The organism is Demequina sp. (genome assembly GCF_047975725.1).
Lineage (GTDB): Bacteria > Actinomycetota > Actinomycetes > Actinomycetales > Demequinaceae > Demequina.
In genome coordinates this window covers 1-17,238 of sequence record NZ_JBKEED010000024.1, presented here as the reverse complement: position 1 = coordinate 17,238, position 17,238 = coordinate 1, and the positions used below count along the sequence as shown (strand labels likewise).

Here is a 17,238-nt window from a genome sequence, read left to right as displayed (position 1 = left end):
CGGGTTCTCAACGGTTTCCTACGCGTCAATGTTCCCACGTGTGCGCCGCGATCGCATCGGTCCAATGTCCTGTGTGACGGATACCATTCCGGTAAGAAGGAGGCGACATGAGTACTGATGCCGCAAATTGGGCGTACTGCGAGGACTTCGTGCCAGAGGATGAGGTGATCCTCGCGGCTAGGGATGTCGCCGACCAATTGGGATGCGTCCCGGTTCTACCAGGCGCTGCGCGGGTGCTGGAGCTCGTCACCCGCATGGCCGGGGTGCGCTCCGCCGTCGAAATCGGCACGGGTGCTGGCGTGTCCACCACGTACCTGCTGCGTGGCATGGGCCATGCGGGCGTGGTGACCACGATCGATGTCGAGCCCGAGCACCACAAGGCTGCTCGACGCACGTTGGCTGCGGCTGGCTTCGCTCCCGAGCGCGCGCGCATGATCACGGGACGTGCGCTCGACGTGCTGCCCCGGCTCACCGACGGCGGCTACGACCTGGTCCTGATCGACGCCCGCAAATCCGAGTACCCGGAGTACCTCGAGCAGGCCGTGCGGCTGCTGCGCGTGGGCGGCATCGTGACCATCGACAACGCCCTGTGGCACGGCCGGGTACCGGATCCCGCTCAGCGCGACGAGTCCACCACGGCGGTGCGCACCACCTTGAAGGCCGTGCGCGAATCGGAGTCGCTGTCCCCCATGTTGCTCCCCAGCGGCGACGGACTACTGGTCGCCATCAAGACGAGCTGACGCCCATCACGCGGGCCCGGAGATGGCATATGCCGCTCCGGGCCACGGGGGGGTACTACTGAAGCGCTCCAGCGAGGGCGTCGCGGAGCTCCGCGACCTCATCGGCGTTGATCTCAACGACCAGACGGCCACCACCTTCGAGCGGCACGCGCATCACATAACCACGGCCCTCCTTCACGACCTCCATGGGGCCGTCACCGGTGCGGGGCTTCATCGCAGCCATATGCTGTTCTCCTCCGAAGTTAGCGGGCCTGCCGCGGATAGCGCGGCGCCAGGACTATTCTACGCTGACCGGCCGGTACAGCCCAATCCCCTCGCGCGTTCGTGCGGCTACATCGCCTCCTGAGTGGGGCCCTGCGGCGGCTCGATGGGACCGGTTCCCTCGCCGCGCGCATACTCGGCGACGATGCGCACCGCCTCTTCGATGTCATCCGTGACGTGGAACAGGTCGAGGTCGGTTTCCGCGATCTTGCCGTCCACGGCCACCACATCGCGAAGCCACGCCACCAGCCCATCCCAGTAGGCGTGGCCCACGAGCACCACGGGAAAGCGGGTAATCGTGCGCGTCTGGACCAGCGTCAAGGACTCGAAGAGTTCATCAAAGGTGCCGAATCCACCCGGGAGCACGATGAAGCCCTGGGCGTACTTCACGAACATCGTCTTGCGCGCGAAGAAGTAGCGAAAGTTGATGCCGAGGTTCACGAACTCGTTCACGCCCTGCTCGAACGGCAACTCAATCCCGAGCCCCACGGACACGCCGCCGGCCTCAGACGCACCCTTGTTGGCCGCCTCCATCACGCCGGGGCCGCCGCCAGTGATGACGGCGAAGCCCTCCTCCACGAGCCTGCGTCCCGCGACTTCGCCCTGCTCGTAGTCGTACGCGCCAGGCTTGGACCGGGCCGAGCCGAAGACCGAGATCGCCGGTCCGAGTTCGGCGAGCGCGCCGAATCCCTCGACGAACTCGCTCTGGATGCGTAGCACGCGCCACGGGTCCTCGTGCAGCCAATCCGGCTCATCCTGCCCACCGAGCAGTCTGCCCGACGTCGAGGTCTGAGGGACGTTTGGTCCGCGCAGCAGCACTGGACCCTTGCGGTAGTCGGCCATGTCTTCTCCTCGGATGGTGGAAGTCGGGTCGCACCCGGCTCGTCAGGCGGTCAGGCGGTCAGCCACGACTCGAGGCCCGCACGGCAGGCCTGGATCTCGCTCACGGCGCAGCGCTCGTCGTCCGCGTGCGCTAGCTCAGGGTCTCCCGGGCCGTAGTTGACGGCGGGGATGCCGAGCTCGCCAAAGCGGGCGACGTCGGTCCAGCCCACCTTCGCACGGGGCGAGCCTCCCCCGGCGGCCGCTACCGCATCGGCAAAACTCACTGCCAGTGGTGCGTCGAGCCCGGGCCGGCAGCCGGCGGCCTGATCGGTCCAGGCGAGCTCGTGCTCGCCCAGCCCGGCATGCGCGACCACATCCTCGACGTGAGCCTTGGCCTGCGCGACCGTCTTGTCGGGGGCGAAGCGGTAGTTGATGGTGAGCGTCGCCGCGTCGGGGATGACGTTGCCCGCGATGCCTCCGCGAACACCCACTGCGTTGAGTCCCTCGCGATAGTCGAGCCCGTCGACGTTCACGGTGGCGGGCTGGTAGTCCGCGAGCGCGGCCAACAGCGGCGCCAGGCCGTGGATCGCGTTGAGGCCCTTCCACGCGCGCGCGCTGTGCGCGGCCGTACCGTGCACAGTCACCTCTGCGCGCAGGGTGCCGTTGCACCCGCCCTCGATCGCCGCGGACGTGGGCTCGCACAGCACCGCGAAGTCGGCCTCAAGGAGCGCGGCGTGTCTGCGCGCGAGCCGTCCCAGCCCGTTCTTGGTGGCCTCGACTTCCTCGTGGTCGTAGAACACCCACGTGATGTCACGTGCGGGGGCCACGAGCGCCGCCGCGAGAGACAGCATGACGGCGACACCGGCCTTCATGTCGACGGTGCCGCGGCCCCACAGAGTGGCTCCGTCATCGTCCCACCGGCCGGGAACATTGTGCTTGACGGGCACCGTGTCGAGGTGCCCAGCAATCACGACCCGCTCGGTGGCGCCAGTCTCGGTGCGTGCAATCAGCGCGTCCCCGTCACGAGTGATGCTCAGGTGCGGGGCCTGGCCACGCAGCGCCGCCTCGACCGCGTTGGCGATGGCCTGCTCACCTCCAGAGACCGATGGGATGTCGATCAGTTGCGCCGCCAGTTGCTCGACGGGGGCAGTGAGGTCCAGGTCATACGAGTCGGCAAGCGTCATGTTGTCACCCTATCGATGCGAGTTCGCTCGCTTTTGTCCCGCGCCCATGGCGCGCCTAGCGCGGCCGGTTGAGCCAGCGCCACACAAAGGCGCACCACGCGACCGTGACGCTCGACAACACGATGAAGTCCAGCATGGGGTACGGCGAGATATAGACGAAGCTGGCCGCCGCCCCCAGCGTCCCCCACCACACGACCGCGAGCAGCACGGAGCCCAGGATGACGCCGGCCGTCACAAGCGAAGCGCCTCGCCTGCGCGCCTGCTCGTACGGCGAGTGGTACGTGGGCCAGTCGTCCGGGTCACGGTTGCTGTCGCTCGCTGGCTCCTGCGGCGCCTCGCCAGGAGCGCTCGTGTCAGGCACCCACGCTCCGTCCTCGTCGCGCGTCCACCGAGTTCCACGGGGCGGAATGCTCGCAGGCTCCCAGTCGTCGTCCTCGGCCACGGCCCGAGCCTAGCGAGGTCGCGGTAGCCAACACCAGCATCGGCCATGTCCGAAGGCCCGACTACCCTGGTGCCATGACGCGCTCTGCCTACGGATACGGACTTGCCACCATCGACCGCACGGGGACGGTGCTCGACACCTGGTACCCGGCACCCACGCTGGGCGAGGCGCCTGAGGGCGACGTGCCTGCATCGCTGCGTGACGGCGAGCGCGAAGACGACCTGCGCGGGGTCACCGTGCGTGCGGTGCTCACCGAAATCGACCTTGACGCCGCGCCCGGCTCCGTCGAGGACGCGTACCTGCGCCTGCACCTGCTCTCGCACCGTCTGGTGCGCCCCCACGGGCTCAACCTCGAGGGTGTGTTTGGGGCACTCACCAACGTCGTATGGACCTCCGCTGGCCCCTGTGCGATCGACGGATTCGAGGACGTGCGCCTGCGGTTCCGGGCCGCGGGACAGCAGCTCACCGTGTACGGGATCGACCGCTTCCCGCGCCTGGTGGACTACGTGGTCCCCTCCGGCGTGCGCATCGCCGACGCCGACCGCGTGCGCCTGGGAGCGCACCTCGCCGAGGGCACCACAGTCATGCACGAGGGCTTCGTGAACTTCAACGCCGGCACCCTGGGCCACTCGATGGTGGAGGGCCGCATCTCTGCCGGCGTGATCGTGGGCGACGGCTCCGACGTGGGCGGTGGCGCCTCGATCATGGGCACACTGTCGGGCGGCGGCAAGGAAGTAATCTCGATCGGTGAGCGCTCGCTGCTGGGCGCCAACTCCGGCCTGGGCATCCCCCTGGGCGACGACTGCATCGTCGAGGCGGGCCTCTACGTGACCGCGGGTTCCAAGGTGCTGCTCGTGGGTCAGAGCGACGACGAAGGCAAGCCCGTCACGGTCAAGGCCAAGGAACTCGCGGGCCGCGACGGCATCCTGTTCCGCCGCAACTCGGTGTCCGGCGCCATCGAGGCCGTCGCCCGCCAGGGCAAGGGCGTCGAGCTTAACTCCGCCTTGCACGCGAACTGACGTGGCCCGGCGTCGCCGTCCCTCCGGCGGGATCGCGGCTCTTGCGATCATCGTCGCCGTGGGCGGCGCGGCCGTCGTCTGGGGTCCGGGTCTGTGGGAGCGCTACGCCCCCGCACCCGTCGCCAGTTCACAATGCACCGTCACGCTCGGCGACCGCAGCGACACGAAGACTGCTGAACAGGCAGGCAACATCGCGCTGATCGTCGCGGGGTCCATGCGATGGGGCCTGCCTGCGCGCGCGGGAACCATCGGGGTCGCGACGGCGATCCAGGAGTCGTCGCTGCGCAACATCGACTACGGGGACAGAGACTCGGTGGGCCTGTTCCAGCAACGCCCCTCGCAGGGGTGGGGCACCTTCGAGCAGATCATGGACCCCTACTACTCGACCGACAAGTTCTACGAGGGTCTGGTGAAGGTGGACGGCTGGCAGGACATGGAGGTCACCGACGCAGCGCAGGCCGTGCAGCGCTCGGGCTTTCCGCTGGCATACGCCGATCACGAGGAAGAGGGACGGCTGTGGGCCTCCGCCCTCACCGGTCACGGCGGAACGGTGACCTGCGACCTCGCCGACGCCTCACTTGCCAACGCCCGCGACTTCATCGCGCGGGTCGATGCCGACTTCGGCGAGGGCGCCTTCGCTCTGTCCGTCGCCGACGTGGGCGCCGACACGACGACCTTGCTCGCGGCTCACACCGCAGGCGACACGACCCGTGAGGCTGCCATCCGTGAGTGGGCTGTGGCCGTTGCTGCAGCTGAGGGGGTGGTCGTGGCCTCGCGTGGCGACGAGCAGTGGGCGCGCACGGGCGATGTCCCATCGCCGAGTGCTGGACCGACGGACGCGACGCTCATCACCCTGCGCACGGCGGACTAGTCCTGCCCCTCCCCTCCAACGAGGCAAGTGATGTCTACGAATGCGCGCCTAAACCGCAATCGAGGCAAGTGATGTCTACGAATGCGCGCCTGAACCGCCAACGAGGCACGTGATGCTCGCTCGCCGCGAGGCACGCCGCTGCGAGGGCTCGGCGAAGTCCCGCGTGCGGTCACCGCGGACCCACGAGCATGAGTTGCCTTGTTGAGCCGAAGGAGCCACTCCTGTGTACATGAGTTGCCTCGTTGAGCCGAAGGAGCCACACCCGTGGACATGAGTTGCCTCCGAGAGGGGTGAGCGTGGGGCGGAACGGGCAGTCCCGCCCCCAGCCTGCTACTCGCGCTCGGCCAGCGGGTGGTACTCGCGCTCGACCTGGCCCGTGTAGACCTGGCGAGGACGCCCGATCTTGGTGCGCGGGTCGTTCATCATCTCGCGGTAGTGCGCGATCCAGCCCGGCATGCGGCCCAGCGCGAACAGCGGCGTGAACATCTGGCGCGGGAAGCCCATCGCCGAGTACAGCAGGCCCGTGTAGAAGTCCACGTTGGGGTAGAGCTTGCGCTCGATGAAGTACTCGTCCGACAGCGCGATCTCCTCGAGCCGCTGCGCCATCTGGAAGGTCTCGTCGTTGCCACCCAGTTCGGACAGAATCGTGTTGGCCACGTCCTTGACCACCGCTCCACGCGGGTCGTAGGACTTGTACACGCGGTGCCCGAAGCCCATCAGGCGAGCACCCTCGGCGCGGTCCTTCACCTTGGCCACGAACTGCTCGACGGTGTCGCCGGATTCCTTGATCTGGTCGAACATCGACAGCGCGGCCTCGTTGGCGCCGCCGTGCAGCGGGCCGGACAGCGCGCCGATTCCGGCAGCCACCGAAGCGTAGATGTTGGCCTGCGACGAGCCCACGATCCGCACGGTCGAGGTCGAGCAGTTCTGCTCGTGGTCGGCGTGCAGAATCAGCAGCAGGTCGAGCGCGCGACGAATGGTCGGGTCGATGTCGAGTTCACCGTCGGCGCCTGAGAAGCCGATACGCATGAACTCGTCCACGTACGAGCCGCCTTTGCGAGGCTCGATGAGCTCGCCGCCAGTCACGCGACGCTGCAGGTAGGCGATGACTGTCGCGGTCTTCGCGAGCAACTGCACGGTGGCCAGCTCGATCTCGTAGTCACCGCGGCCCACGGACTCGGGGTAGAAGGTCGACAGCGCGCTGGTCGCGCCGGACAGCACCGCCATGGGGTGCGCGTCGCGCGGGAACGCCTCGAGGAAGGTCTTGATGCCGCTGTGCACGTGCATGTGGCGCGCGACGCGGTTGTTCAGCGCGGTCAGCAGGTCCTCGGTGGGCAGTTCGCCGTGGATGAGGAGGTAAGCGACCTCAAGGAACGTCGACTTCTCCGCGAGCTGCTCGATGGGGTAGCCGCGGTAGCGCAGGATGCCCGCGTCGCCGTCGATGTAGGTGATCGCGCTCTCGCACGATGCGGTGTTCATGAAGCCCGGGTCCACTGTCACGAGTCCGGTGTCGCTCAGGAGCGTCGACACTGACACTCCGTCGTTACCGACAGTTGCCCGTTCCAGCGGGAGCTCTCGCGTGGTGCCGTCTACCGTGAGCCGGGCGTCGACCACTCGTGTCATACCTTGGAACCTCTCCCCTGCGCCGCGGCGCCGTTGTGCGTTCGCTTGGCAGCGAGTTTACCTGTCGTTGGAAATCCTTCGACACGCCTCACGGATGCGCTCGTCGGTGGCCGTGAGCGCGATCCGCACATGGCGCTGCCCTGCGATGCCATAGAACGATCCTGGTGCGGCAACGATGCCGCGGTCCGCGAGCCACTCTAGGGTGTCCCAGCAGTCCTCGTCACGCGAGGCCCATAGGTACAGGCCGGCCTGCGAATCAGAAACGACGAATCCGGCGCCCTCGATCGCGGGCAGCAGCGCCTCCCGGCGCGCACGATAGAGCTCCCGCTGAGCGTCCACGTGCGCGTCGTCGCCAAGCGCGACGGCCATGGCTGCCTGCACCGGAGCAGGCACGATCATCCCTGCGTGCTTGCGCACCTCGAGCAACTGCGCGATCAGCGCGCTGTCGCCAGCCACGAAGGCCGCCCGGTAGCCAGCAAGAGAACTCTGTTTGGACAGCGAGTACACCGCAAGCAGGCCCTCGTGCGACCCTCCGCAGACCTCTGCGTCAAGGATGGATGGCACGCCCTCGCTGACAAACGGCTCGCTCCACGGCAGCGCCGCGTAGCACTCGTCTGACGCCACCACAGCGCCGATGCGCCTGGCAGCCTCCACGACCCTGCGCAGCTGTTCGCGGCTCAAGACGGCGCCGGTGGGGTTCGAGGGCGAGTTCACCCACACCAGGCGCACATCGTCGCGCCCTTCCCAGTCCGCCACGTCGTCGGCTGCCACGGCCGATGCGCCTGCCAGCGTCGCGCCCACCGCGTAGGTGGGGTACGCCGCGGCCGGGTGCACGACGGCGTCGCCGGTTCCGAGCCCCAGCAGGGCGGGCAGGAAGGCCACCAGCTCCTTGGAACCTACGGTGGGGAGCACCGCATCGGCGCTGAGCCCTGTGACGGAGCGAGTGCGCTCGAACCACCCCACCACGGCCTCACGCAGCGCGAGGGTGCCATGCGTCGTGGGGTAGCCGGGCGCATCGGCTGCCGAACGCAGCGCGTCCTGAACGAGCGCGGGCGTGGGATCCACCGGCGTACCGACGGAGAGGTCGACCACTCCCCCGGGGTGCGCGGCGGCGCGCTCGCGGTAGGGCACGAGCGAGTCCCAGGGAAAGTCAGGTAGCGCGCGCGGGTGCAGTCCCATGCGCGTGGATCAGCCGTTGGGGTTCGGCGGCAGCGACTTGATGAGGTCGTGGTCGTGCTCGATCAGACCCATCTTGGCGGCGCCACCGGGCGAACCGATCTCCGAGAAGAACTCGACGTTCGCGTTGTAGTAGTCGGCCCACTTGTCGGGGACGTCGTCCTCGTAGTAGATGGCCTCCACCGGGCACACCGGCTCACACGCGCCACAGTCGACACACTCGTCGGGGTGGATGTAAAGCGAACGCTCGCCCTCGTAGATGCAGTCGACGGGACACTCGTCGACGCAGGCCTTGTCCTTGACATCGACACAAGGCAGGGCGATGACGTACGTCACTTCATCTCCTCCGATTCAGGGCGTGCGAACCGCACCATCATAGCGGCGCATTCCGGGCACTCGTCACACGTGATGACGTGGAAGTGAAGACTACTCGTCCGCGCTGTCGTCCTCGTCGGAGACGCACTTGATCGCGTCATCGGCCTTGTAGGTCCACGTGTCGACGTTCTTGTCCACCTGCTCGCCATCGAGGAAGACGGTGCGGGTGTTCGTGATGGTGAAGCCGTTCTGGCCAGCACTCTTCGCCTCGCAGTTGGCCGCGCTGACCTCCTTGACGCCGGGCTCCTTGATGTTCGTCTTGGGGCTCGCGCTGGTCTCGACAGTGAAGTGCGGCGTGGACCACAGTTCGACGTGCAGTCGCCCGCCCGACACGTAGCTGTTGAAGATCGCTGCATACGGAGTGTTGTTCTCGAACACGACGTTGATGGTGGTTCCCCACAACGTCGACTCCCGGCCAGCGGGGTAACGCGTGAACCACACGGAGTGCGGGCGGTGCTGAATCAGCTCGTAGCCGGCAAAGTAACCGACGTTGTACGTCGTGGTGGCCATCTGGGACAGGCCCCCGCCCAGGCCGCTGGTGAGCACGCCGTCGACAATGACGTGAGCGTCGCCGTACCCCTCCTCTGCCGTGATGGGCGACAGCACCTCGTGAAGGTTGAACTGCTCGCCGGGTTGGATGATGGTGCCGGTCACGTCTGCCGCTGCCGTCCGCAGGTTCTGGGTGCGGATGGGCTCAGCCGTCAACGGAGTGTCGAACTCGGAGACGATCTCCTTGAAGTCGTCGAGTCCAAGGTCCTCCGCGCTGACCTCCGGGTCGGCCGCCGTATAGGGCAGTTCACCGGTGCGGTCCGGGCTCGAGGCCGCTTGCACTACGACGTCGGCGAGCACCTCTCCGTCGATGGTGATGCCGGGCTGTCCGCGGTTGATCACGATCTCGTGGTTGTCGTCGAACGTGACCGACGCGTTTTCGCCTTCAGTGGCGAGCGCCGGGTCATCCGTGACGAGCTGCGCGGCGAGGCCCTCGCCGTCGATCTCGAGCTCGAGTCCGGTGGGGCCCGAGATCACCGACGAGTATGCGGCGACCGTCTCCGGCGCGACCTGCGTCTCGACGTCGTCACCAGTGAGGGTCACCGGTCCCGCGAGCACCTGTGTCTCCAGCTCGTCCGCGAACACCTGAGCGTCCTCGTCCGTGACGGAGGGCTCCTCGACCTGGGCGACGAGCGCCACGGTCAGGGTCCCCGGCCACGACTGAGCGACCACATCGGCCGAGGCTTCCTGATCAATCTCCACGGATGGCCGGCCGGGTACCACCTCGATAGCGCCCTCATCGAGAGCAACGGTGGCATCGACAGCGTCGCCGTCCATGGCGGTGCTGGCCTCAGCCAGTGCAGCCTCCAGCGCGGCCTGGTCAACAGTGGTCAGCGCCTCCACCTCACCGCCACCGACAACGTGCATCCACAGCCGCTGCGGCTCGAGAGTGAAGCCCGTCACCTGCGCGACGGTGCCTTCGACATCAATCCCCAGGCCCGCGGCCTGCGCCGTGGTCACATACGACTGCCCGCCTGCCTCCAGGGTCAACTCTTGCGCAGCGATGTCGTCGACGTGGCTGCTCAAGGCGCCTTCGGCCTCCGCAGCACTCATGCCGCCGACCTGCACTCCCAAGGACTCCGTCTCACGCGGAACGGAACCCGACAAGAGCGCCTGCGCGCCGACGTAAGCCACCCCGACCGCGACGACCGTGAGGGTGAGAACGGCCCAGGTACGGCCGCGACGCTTGGGCACTTCTTGCTCCTCGCTCGTGGGCGCCGCAGCGGACGACGCTGGCGTAACCGTGACCGGCGCGACCGGTTCCACGACTGCGGGCATCACTTCGGTGGGCTGGTCGGCGGCCGATGCGGGTGCGGGCTCGGTCGCCGCGTCCTCGCCCGGCGTGGCCGCCGCGCCAGCGGCGGTGACTCCAGCGCCATCGGCCGCATCGGCCGTGCCATCAGTCGGGTCCCACGTCGCCACAGCATCGGTACCGGTCGCCGCCGCACCGAGCACGCTCGCACGGGCGACCGTGTGATCGCCACTGTCGTCGCGCGGGTCACCCTCGTCGTCGTGGTCGAGGTGTTCGTCCTCGTCGTTGACGTCGTCCTCATCCTCTGAGGGGCGCGGGGCAGGGTCGAACACCGGCACATACGCAGGCGCCCCGTCGCGAGCCCATTCGGGCAGACCGTCGTCGTCGGGTTCGGCGACAGCATCGTCGCCACTGTCCTCGAGCGGCGCATCGGCCGAAGGCTCGGAAAGCCACATCGGCGTTTGCAATTCCGTGGTCGGTACGCGCTCCTCGACGACATCGGGCGCTGAGCCGGTGCCTACCTCAGGCGAGGCACCCTCGTCGGGCTCAACCAGCGCATCGGCGCTGCCCTGTGCGGAAGCCGCGCGGGCCGCATCGGCTCGTTGTGCGCGCTTGCGAAGCGAGCGGTGAGCAGGCGAATTGCGCCGCTTTGCCAGTTCCTCGTCGCCCGCGCGTCGTCCAGCGTCCCTACCCCGTGCCATGTTCCCCCACCAGCCACTTGGACGGCACCACCGATGCCGCCACGATCACGATGCTCGCACCCGCGAGCCACGCCACTCCGAGTGCGTCCTGCGCGATGAGCACGGAGCCTCCAGGGCCCTCGAGGGACCACACAAACGTGGCCACCATCCAAGTACCTGCGAAGACGCCGAGTCCGCCGTAGCCCAACCAGGCACGCGCAAATACCGCTGCCAGCGCCACCATCACGACGCACGCGAGGACCCCGAATGGCGGGTATCCGCGGTGCGCGACGGCACCCACAGATGCGGTGATGACCCCGCCGCATGCGAGTACGGCGTAGGCCAGAGCATCCTTCATGCGTCCAAGAATAGGCGCTAGTGCAGGTGGGGGTCAGACACCCGGGCCGTGCCTCGGGTCATGCACCAGGGCGGACGCTGCTCGCCCCTCGACTGGCGGGGGCGAGCAGCGTCGGCTCAGGAATCGAGCTTCTTGGCGCGCGAGACGGCGCGGGCGCGCTCGGTCTGGTCCAGGATCACCTTGCGAATGCGGATGTCATTGGGGGTGACCTCCACGCACTCGTCCTCGCGGGCGAACTCGAGCGACTCCTCCAGGGTGAGGATGCGCGGAGGGGTCAGACGCTCAAGCTCCTCACCGGTCGAGGACCGGATGTTGTTGAGCTTCTTCTCCTTGGTGATGTTGACATCCATGTCTTCGCCGCGGGCGTTCTCGCCCACGACCATGCCCTCGTAGACCTCCTGCGTGGGCTTGACAAAGAACGTGCCGCGATCCTGCAGCGTGAGCAGGGCGTTCGAGGTGACAGCACCGGCACGGTCCGCGCACAGCGATCCATTGGTGCGGTACTCGATGAGACCAGCCCACGGCGCGTAACCGTGCGCGATCGACGAGGCGATACCGGTGCCACGGGTCTCCGTGAGGAAGGTCGAACGGAAGCCGATGAGGCCACGAGCAGGCACGACGAACTCCATGCGCACCCATCCGGTGCCGTGGTTCGACATGGACTCCATGCGGCCCTTGCGGGCGGCCATGAGCTGGGTGACGGCGCCCAGGTGCTCCTCGGGAACGTCCACCGTCATGTGCTCCATGGGCTCGTGCACCTTGCCGTCGACCTTGCGGGTGACGACCTGGGGCTTGCCGACAGTGAGCTCGTAGCCCTCGCGGCGCATCTGCTCGACGAGGATCGCGAGCGCGAGCTCTCCACGGCCCTGAACCTCCCACGCGTCGGGGCGGTCGGTCGGCAGCACGCGCAGCGACACGTTACCGACGAGCTCCCGCTCAAGGCGGTCCTTGACCTGGCGCGCGGTGACCTTGGCACCCTTCACCCTGCCGGCCAGCGGCGAGGTGTTGATACCGATGGTCATCGAGATCGCGGGGTCGTCCACCGTGATGCGCGGCAACGGACGCGGGTCATTGAGATCGGTGAGGGTCTCGCCGATGGTGATGTCTTCGATACCAGCCACCGCGACGATGTCGCCAGGGTTGGCCTGCTCGGCCGGCACGCGCTCAAGACCCTTGGTCTCCAACAGCTCGGTGACCTTGACGGTCTGGATGCTGCCGTCGGCGCGCGCCCACGCGACCTGCTGGCCCTTGCGCAGCGTGCCGTTGAACACGCGCAGCAGCGCCAGGCGGCCCAGGAAGGGGCTCGCGTCGAGGTTGGTGACGTGCGCCTGCAGCGGGGCGTCCTCGTCGTAGCTCGGGCCGGGAATGCGCTCCATGATGGTCTGGAACAGCGGCTCAAGGTTCTCGCTGTCGGGTAGGTCGCCGTCGCCAGGCTGGTTCAGCGAGGCGCGGCCCGCCTTCGCGGACGCGTACACCACCGGCACCTCGAGCAGCGCGTCGACGTCGAGGTCGGGGACCTCGTCGTGCAGGTCGGCCGCGAGGCCCAACAGCAAGTCGTGGGTCTCCTCGACGACCTCGTCGATACGAGCGTCGGGACGGTCAACCTTGTTGACCACGATGATCACGGGCAGCTTCGCAGCGAGCGCCTTACGCAGCACAAAGCGGGTCTGCGGGAGCGGGCCCTCGGACGCGTCCACGAGCAGCACCACGCCGTCCACCATCGACAGCCCGCGCTCCACCTCGCCACCGAAGTCAGCGTGGCCGGGGGTGTCGATCACGTTGATCGTGACGCCGCCCTCGGTCGCCGCGGCACCCGTGTAACGGATCGCGGTGTTCTTGGCGAGGATGGTGATGCCCTTCTCGCGCTCGAGGTCGCCGGAGTCCATGGCACGGTCTTCGATGTGGGCGTGGTCGCCGTACGCCCCGCCCTGCACGAGCATTGCGTCGACGAGGGTGGTCTTGCCGTGGTCGACGTGTGCGACGATCGCGACGTTGCGCAGGTCAGAGCGCACAGTCATGTCAGGGACTCTTTTCGGTGAGGGGGTCACGGCGCCGATGCGCACCGCCGGGACATTCTAGCGGTCGCACGGTAGTGCTCACCTCCCGACGGCCTCCTCGCGCTTCCCCTCCGCGATCGCTCTCCCGCGGTTGATACCCATCTCGACAGGATCTACGAGGTTGCTGCGTGCCTGATACCCGTCTTGACATCTCGGCCGTGCGAGCACCCGACAATCACCACTGAAGTCCCGCCGCGATGCCGGTCAGGCAACATCGCGCTCATGGGTATCAAGCGCGCACCGAGGTCGCGACACACGTCGAGACGGGTATCAACCGGGGTGAGGGGCGAGGGGCGGGGGGCGATGGGATACGGCCGATGCGCGTGAGGCTACTGCGCAATCGGCACCGGGAGGAGGGGGATGCCGTCGGGATCGGCGAGAGCCGTGAGCAACGCCTGTGCTTGCGCATCGTCGGCATTCACGGCCCCTTCGGTGCCCAGCAGGTAGGCCTCCATCCACGCGACGAGCGCGCCGCCCGCATGCAGCCGGTCGTCGGCGCCAGCCGGCGCATGTGAGGCGATCAGCAGCAACAACATGTCGCTGACCCGCTGACCGTCGCCGTTGAGGGCGGGCTGGAAGTACGGAACATCGAGCATGCGCGCGCCCTGTTTGGCGTAGAAAGCCGCGCGGCGTGCCGGGTCTCCATGGGCGGGATGGTGCACGGCCGTGGTCGGGCTCTCGATCTCAGCGAGCAGGCACGTCGCTTGCGCCTCAGGCGACAGCCACTGGTGCACCGCGGCGTCCAGGAGGCGCGAACCGTACCCGCCCGCACGCGCCCGGGAATCGACCACAAGGTACGCCAGCAACGCCACGGTGCCTGCGAACTCCCCCACGGCCATCGCAACGGGGCCGTCCTCCTCGATGACGAGGACTTGGGCGCGGCCGTGTGTCACGGCAGCGGCGAGTGAATCGGGCGTCACGAGTTCGGCCGGCGGAAAGTGGGGGGCCAGCAGCGCCTCGTGGAGGGCGCGCACTTCGGCGGCGTCGGAAACAGCGCGAGGAGTGGCAGGCATGCCCCAAGCCTAGGAGGGGCGCCAACGCAAGGGCCGCCGCGCGAGAAACCGGGGGAAGTTCCTCGCGCGGCGACAAGGGCCTGGACTACGTCGGAGAGTTCCAGGACGCTTCTGCGAGGGCACGGTCGAGGCCGTCAAGTGCCCAGCGGTCGACGACCACTACGGCTCCTTCGGCGCTGTCGCTCACCCACTGACGTTGTTCGACGACCAGTTGCTCGGCTCCCTCGGCGTCGACGCACGACACCTCGAAAATCGTCAGGCTCGCGCGTTCGCGGGCGATGGTCGCATCGGTCGTTTCTACGGGGGTTGCTGCTGCAGGGGTCAGCCCGTCCCCACCGGGGCACGCGATGCCATCGTCGAGCACTGCAGCGCCAGTGTCCGTAGGCAGCGCGTCGCCGCTGAGAACGACGAAGCCAGGGCATGCCTGACCTTCGGGGCATCCTCCCACCGCGACAGTCGTGATGTCGCCGTCACTGGTGGGAGCTGCCCAATACGTCTCGGGGACAACGTCGAGCGGCCCCACTGCCATGGGTGCGACCGTGGGCTCGGCCGAGTTGGTGGGGTTCTGGGGAGCGGGGAAGCTCCCCGTGCACCCCGCCACGAGCAAGCTCGTGGCGAGGGCAACGGGGAGCGTCCGCGCAAGTGCGCGACTTAGCACGCGCCCAGGTCCTCCCAGCCGTCCCAAGAGGACGTGCCGGGCTTCACACCCTGGGTGTACCACTTGGACAGCCAGGCGTGTCCGTTGTACGAGACGGTCTCGCCGCCCCAGTACACGGTCGTGGCGCTCCACGCGGCGGAGCACTGACCGGGCTCGACAGTGGGCTCGGGCTCCGGCTCGGGCTCGCCCGAGCAGTCACCCACGAGCTCCCACGCACCCCAGGCGGTGGCACCAGGTGCGTCACCGGGGTTCGCGTACCACTTGGCCTTCCAGGTCTGACCCTCGTAGGTCACCACGGATCCACCCGGGTAGTGCTGGGCAGCGGTCCAGGCCTGGCCAGTGCAGGTGCCGGGCTCGGGGTCCGTGGTTTCGGTCGGAGTCGGGTCCGGCGTGGGCTCGGTCGTCTCGGTCGGAGTCGGGTCCGGGGTCGGCTCGGTCGTCTCGGTCGGAGTCGGGTCCGGCGTGGGCTCGGTCGTCTCGGTCGGAGTCGGGTCCGGGGTCGGGACGGTGCCGTCACCCACGGGGCCACGTGCACCGGTGCCGAGCTTCGAGATCAGCGTTGCGGGCAGTTCGCCGGCCTTGTCGCCGTCGAGCTCCCAGAACATGCCTCCACCGAGGCCCTTGGCGCGAATGTAGTCAGCCTTCGCGGAGACCGACTTCGCGTCGTCGAGCGACCACCAGTTGTTGCCGTCGTAACGCCACGAGGCGACGATGTCGGCGTCGAAGTACGACGTTCCGACGTTCTTGAGCTTGGTGTAGTCCTCAATGCCGCGCTCCCAGGTGCCGGTGGCACCCTGCGAGGCCTTGCCCCATGCGTCGGCGGAGCTGACGCCAGTCCAGCCGCGGCCGTACTGGGCGAGGCCCATGCCGAGCTGCTCGGCGGGAATGCCTGCGTTCAGGTACGCCTTAACGGCCTTGTCGATCGAGAACTGCTGGCCTGCAGGACGCGTGTCGTTGGGGTCGTCGTACAGGTTGGCCTGGTGACCCGTGAGGCTAGGGTCCCACGCACCGTGAAGGTCGTAGCCCTGGATGTTGCCATAGTCGAGCGACTCGAAGATCGCCGGGTCGTTCCAGCCACCGGCTTCGATCACCGCGGGGCTCGCGGGGAGGAAGGCGGACAGCAGGTAGTCCTCGCCGGTCTGCTTGCCGTAGGCATCGAGCTGCTCACGGAACTCCGCGAGCAGAAGGCGGAAGTTCTTCGCGTCGTTAGCCTCGTCGACGTAGTTGCCCTCGAGACCAGCGTGCGATCCGGGCCACTCCCAGTCGATGTCGATGCCGTCAAAGACGCCAGCGGCGGAACCGGGACCACCGCGTCCCTCCATCACAGGGAGGTTGCCCTTGATGTAGAGGTCGATGCACGAGGACACGAACTTCTCGCGCGAGGCGTCGGTCGCCGCGGCCTTGGAGAAGTTCTTGGACCAGGTCCAACCACCGAGGGAGATCATGACCTTCAGGTCAGGGTTCTTTTCCTTGAGCTGGAGGATCTGGTTGAAGTTACCGGCGAGGGGCTGGTCCCACTTGTCGGCGGCGCCCGAGACGGACTCAGCCGCAGAGAAGGACTTGCCGTAGTCGGCGTACGCGTCGCCAGCGCCATCCGACCCGTTGGGGCCAGAGCCCTGGGCCTTGTTCGCCATGAAGCACGTGAGGCTCTGGTTGTTGATGTTGCCGAACGCGTAGTTGATGTGCGTCAGGTTCGCGGCAGCGCCGGAGTTCTGCACGTCACTGAAGCGGTAGTTACGGCCGTAGATTCCCCACTGGGCAAAGTAGCCCACGCTGCGGAAGCCGTTGATGTTGCTGTCGCCGTCTGCGGTTGCCTGTGCCTTGGTGGGCAGCGCGACCGTCTGCACGTCGGTGGCGGCGCTGGCTGACGCGGCAAACACTGCCGTGCCCGCCAGGGCAAGCGAGGCGACGATGGCACCCAGACGGCCCCAGGAGGCCTTCTGAGTTGAACTCGTCGATGAGGTCATGGTGTCTTTCCTCTGTGTTGGGGGGGGTATTCAGGGGGTGGGCCGGACGGAGGGCCGATGCGCCCGTCGCCTTGCCCGCCGCGCTTCCGCTAGCTGGGGGTCCAGCGGGATGCGGTACCGGCAGTTGGGTGATGCCGGACGGGGGGGGGTGAGGTGGCGGGGCCCGCACGCGGCCCCCCCCCGGGTGTGAG

Annotated in this window: 16 protein-coding genes; 3 read left to right on the top strand and 13 right to left on the bottom strand. The window is 67.9% G+C overall.

Going from position 1 to position 17,238, the window contains the following annotated elements:
• Positions 1-107: 107 nt before the first annotated feature.
• Complete coding sequence (locus ACK5NO_RS09105; protein WP_416812355.1) at positions 108-740, top strand: O-methyltransferase; 633 nt, start codon at positions 108-110, stop codon at positions 738-740.
• Between the two features lie 55 nt (positions 741-795).
• On the opposite strand, the gene ACK5NO_RS09100 is transcribed toward ACK5NO_RS09105, so the two are convergent.
• The 4 genes from ACK5NO_RS09100 to ACK5NO_RS09085 all read right to left on the bottom strand — a co-directional run bounded on the left by ACK5NO_RS09100 (position 796) and on the right by ACK5NO_RS09085 (position 3,449).
• Complete coding sequence (locus ACK5NO_RS09100) at positions 796-963, bottom strand: DUF3117 domain-containing protein (RefSeq protein WP_083966629.1); 168 nt, start codon at positions 961-963, stop codon at positions 796-798.
• A gap of 107 nt (positions 964-1,070) precedes the next feature.
• Positions 1,071-1,844 carry a TIGR00730 family Rossman fold protein gene (locus ACK5NO_RS09095; protein ID WP_416812354.1) on the bottom strand — a complete coding sequence of 258 codons (774 nt, stop codon included), beginning with the start codon at positions 1,842-1,844 and terminating at the stop codon, positions 1,071-1,073.
• Between the two features lie 50 nt (positions 1,845-1,894).
• The gene (dapE, locus tag ACK5NO_RS09090) at positions 1,895-3,007 is read right to left on the bottom strand and encodes a succinyl-diaminopimelate desuccinylase (RefSeq protein WP_416812353.1); all 1,113 of its coding nucleotides are present in this window, start codon (positions 3,005-3,007) and stop codon (positions 1,895-1,897) included.
• 55 nt (positions 3,008-3,062) lie between these two features.
• The gene (locus ACK5NO_RS09085; protein WP_416812352.1) at positions 3,063-3,449 is read right to left on the bottom strand and encodes a hypothetical protein; all 387 of its coding nucleotides are present in this window, start codon (positions 3,447-3,449) and stop codon (positions 3,063-3,065) included.
• A gap of 74 nt (positions 3,450-3,523) precedes the next feature.
• On the opposite strand from ACK5NO_RS09085, the gene dapD reads away from it, so the two are divergent.
• Both dapD and ACK5NO_RS09075 read left to right on the top strand, forming a co-directional pair.
• Positions 3,524-4,468, top strand: coding sequence for a 2,3,4,5-tetrahydropyridine-2,6-dicarboxylate N-succinyltransferase (dapD, locus tag ACK5NO_RS09080; RefSeq protein WP_416812351.1), 945 nt, complete (start codon positions 3,524-3,526; stop codon positions 4,466-4,468).
• Between the two features lies 1 nt (position 4,469).
• Positions 4,470-5,339: a hypothetical protein gene (locus tag ACK5NO_RS09075; RefSeq protein ID WP_416812350.1), complete on the top strand. Its 870-nt coding sequence runs from the start codon at positions 4,470-4,472 to the stop codon at positions 5,337-5,339.
• 330 nt (positions 5,340-5,669) lie between these two features.
• On the opposite strand, the gene ACK5NO_RS09070 is transcribed toward ACK5NO_RS09075, so the two are convergent.
• From ACK5NO_RS09070 to ACK5NO_RS09030, 9 genes are all read right to left on the bottom strand, one after another.
• Positions 5,670-6,962: a citrate synthase gene (locus tag ACK5NO_RS09070; RefSeq protein WP_416812349.1), complete on the bottom strand. Its 1,293-nt coding sequence runs from the start codon at positions 6,960-6,962 to the stop codon at positions 5,670-5,672.
• 57 nt (positions 6,963-7,019) lie between these two features.
• Positions 7,020-8,141, bottom strand: a complete 1,122-nt coding sequence (gene dapC / locus ACK5NO_RS09065; protein WP_416812348.1) for a succinyldiaminopimelate transaminase — start codon at positions 8,139-8,141, stop codon at positions 7,020-7,022.
• Positions 8,142-8,150: 9 nt separating this feature from the next.
• Complete coding sequence (fdxA, locus tag ACK5NO_RS09060) at positions 8,151-8,474, bottom strand: ferredoxin (protein WP_416812347.1); 324 nt, start codon at positions 8,472-8,474, stop codon at positions 8,151-8,153.
• Positions 8,475-8,564: 90 nt separating this feature from the next.
• The gene (locus tag ACK5NO_RS09055; protein WP_416812346.1) at positions 8,565-11,015 is read right to left on the bottom strand and encodes a VanW family protein; all 2,451 of its coding nucleotides are present in this window, start codon (positions 11,013-11,015) and stop codon (positions 8,565-8,567) included.
• Positions 11,002-11,352 carry a hypothetical protein gene (locus ACK5NO_RS09050; RefSeq protein ID WP_416812345.1) on the bottom strand — a complete coding sequence of 117 codons (351 nt, stop codon included), beginning with the start codon at positions 11,350-11,352 and terminating at the stop codon, positions 11,002-11,004. The genes ACK5NO_RS09055 and ACK5NO_RS09050 overlap by 14 nt, the downstream gene beginning before the upstream one ends.
• A gap of 116 nt (positions 11,353-11,468) precedes the next feature.
• Complete coding sequence (gene typA, locus ACK5NO_RS09045) at positions 11,469-13,370, bottom strand: translational GTPase TypA (RefSeq protein ID WP_416812344.1); 1,902 nt, start codon at positions 13,368-13,370, stop codon at positions 11,469-11,471.
• Positions 13,371-13,738: 368 nt separating this feature from the next.
• Positions 13,739-14,422 carry a GNAT family N-acetyltransferase gene (locus ACK5NO_RS09040; RefSeq protein WP_416812343.1) on the bottom strand — a complete coding sequence of 228 codons (684 nt, stop codon included), beginning with the start codon at positions 14,420-14,422 and terminating at the stop codon, positions 13,739-13,741.
• Positions 14,423-14,507: 85 nt separating this feature from the next.
• The gene (locus tag ACK5NO_RS09035; RefSeq protein WP_416812342.1) at positions 14,508-15,080 is read right to left on the bottom strand and encodes a hypothetical protein; all 573 of its coding nucleotides are present in this window, start codon (positions 15,078-15,080) and stop codon (positions 14,508-14,510) included.
• Positions 15,074-17,047, bottom strand: coding sequence for a glycosyl hydrolase family 18 protein (locus ACK5NO_RS09030; RefSeq protein WP_416812341.1), 1,974 nt, complete (start codon positions 17,045-17,047; stop codon positions 15,074-15,076). Before ACK5NO_RS09030 ends, ACK5NO_RS09035 begins: the two co-directional genes overlap by 7 nt.
• Positions 17,048-17,238: the final 191 nt, after the last annotated feature.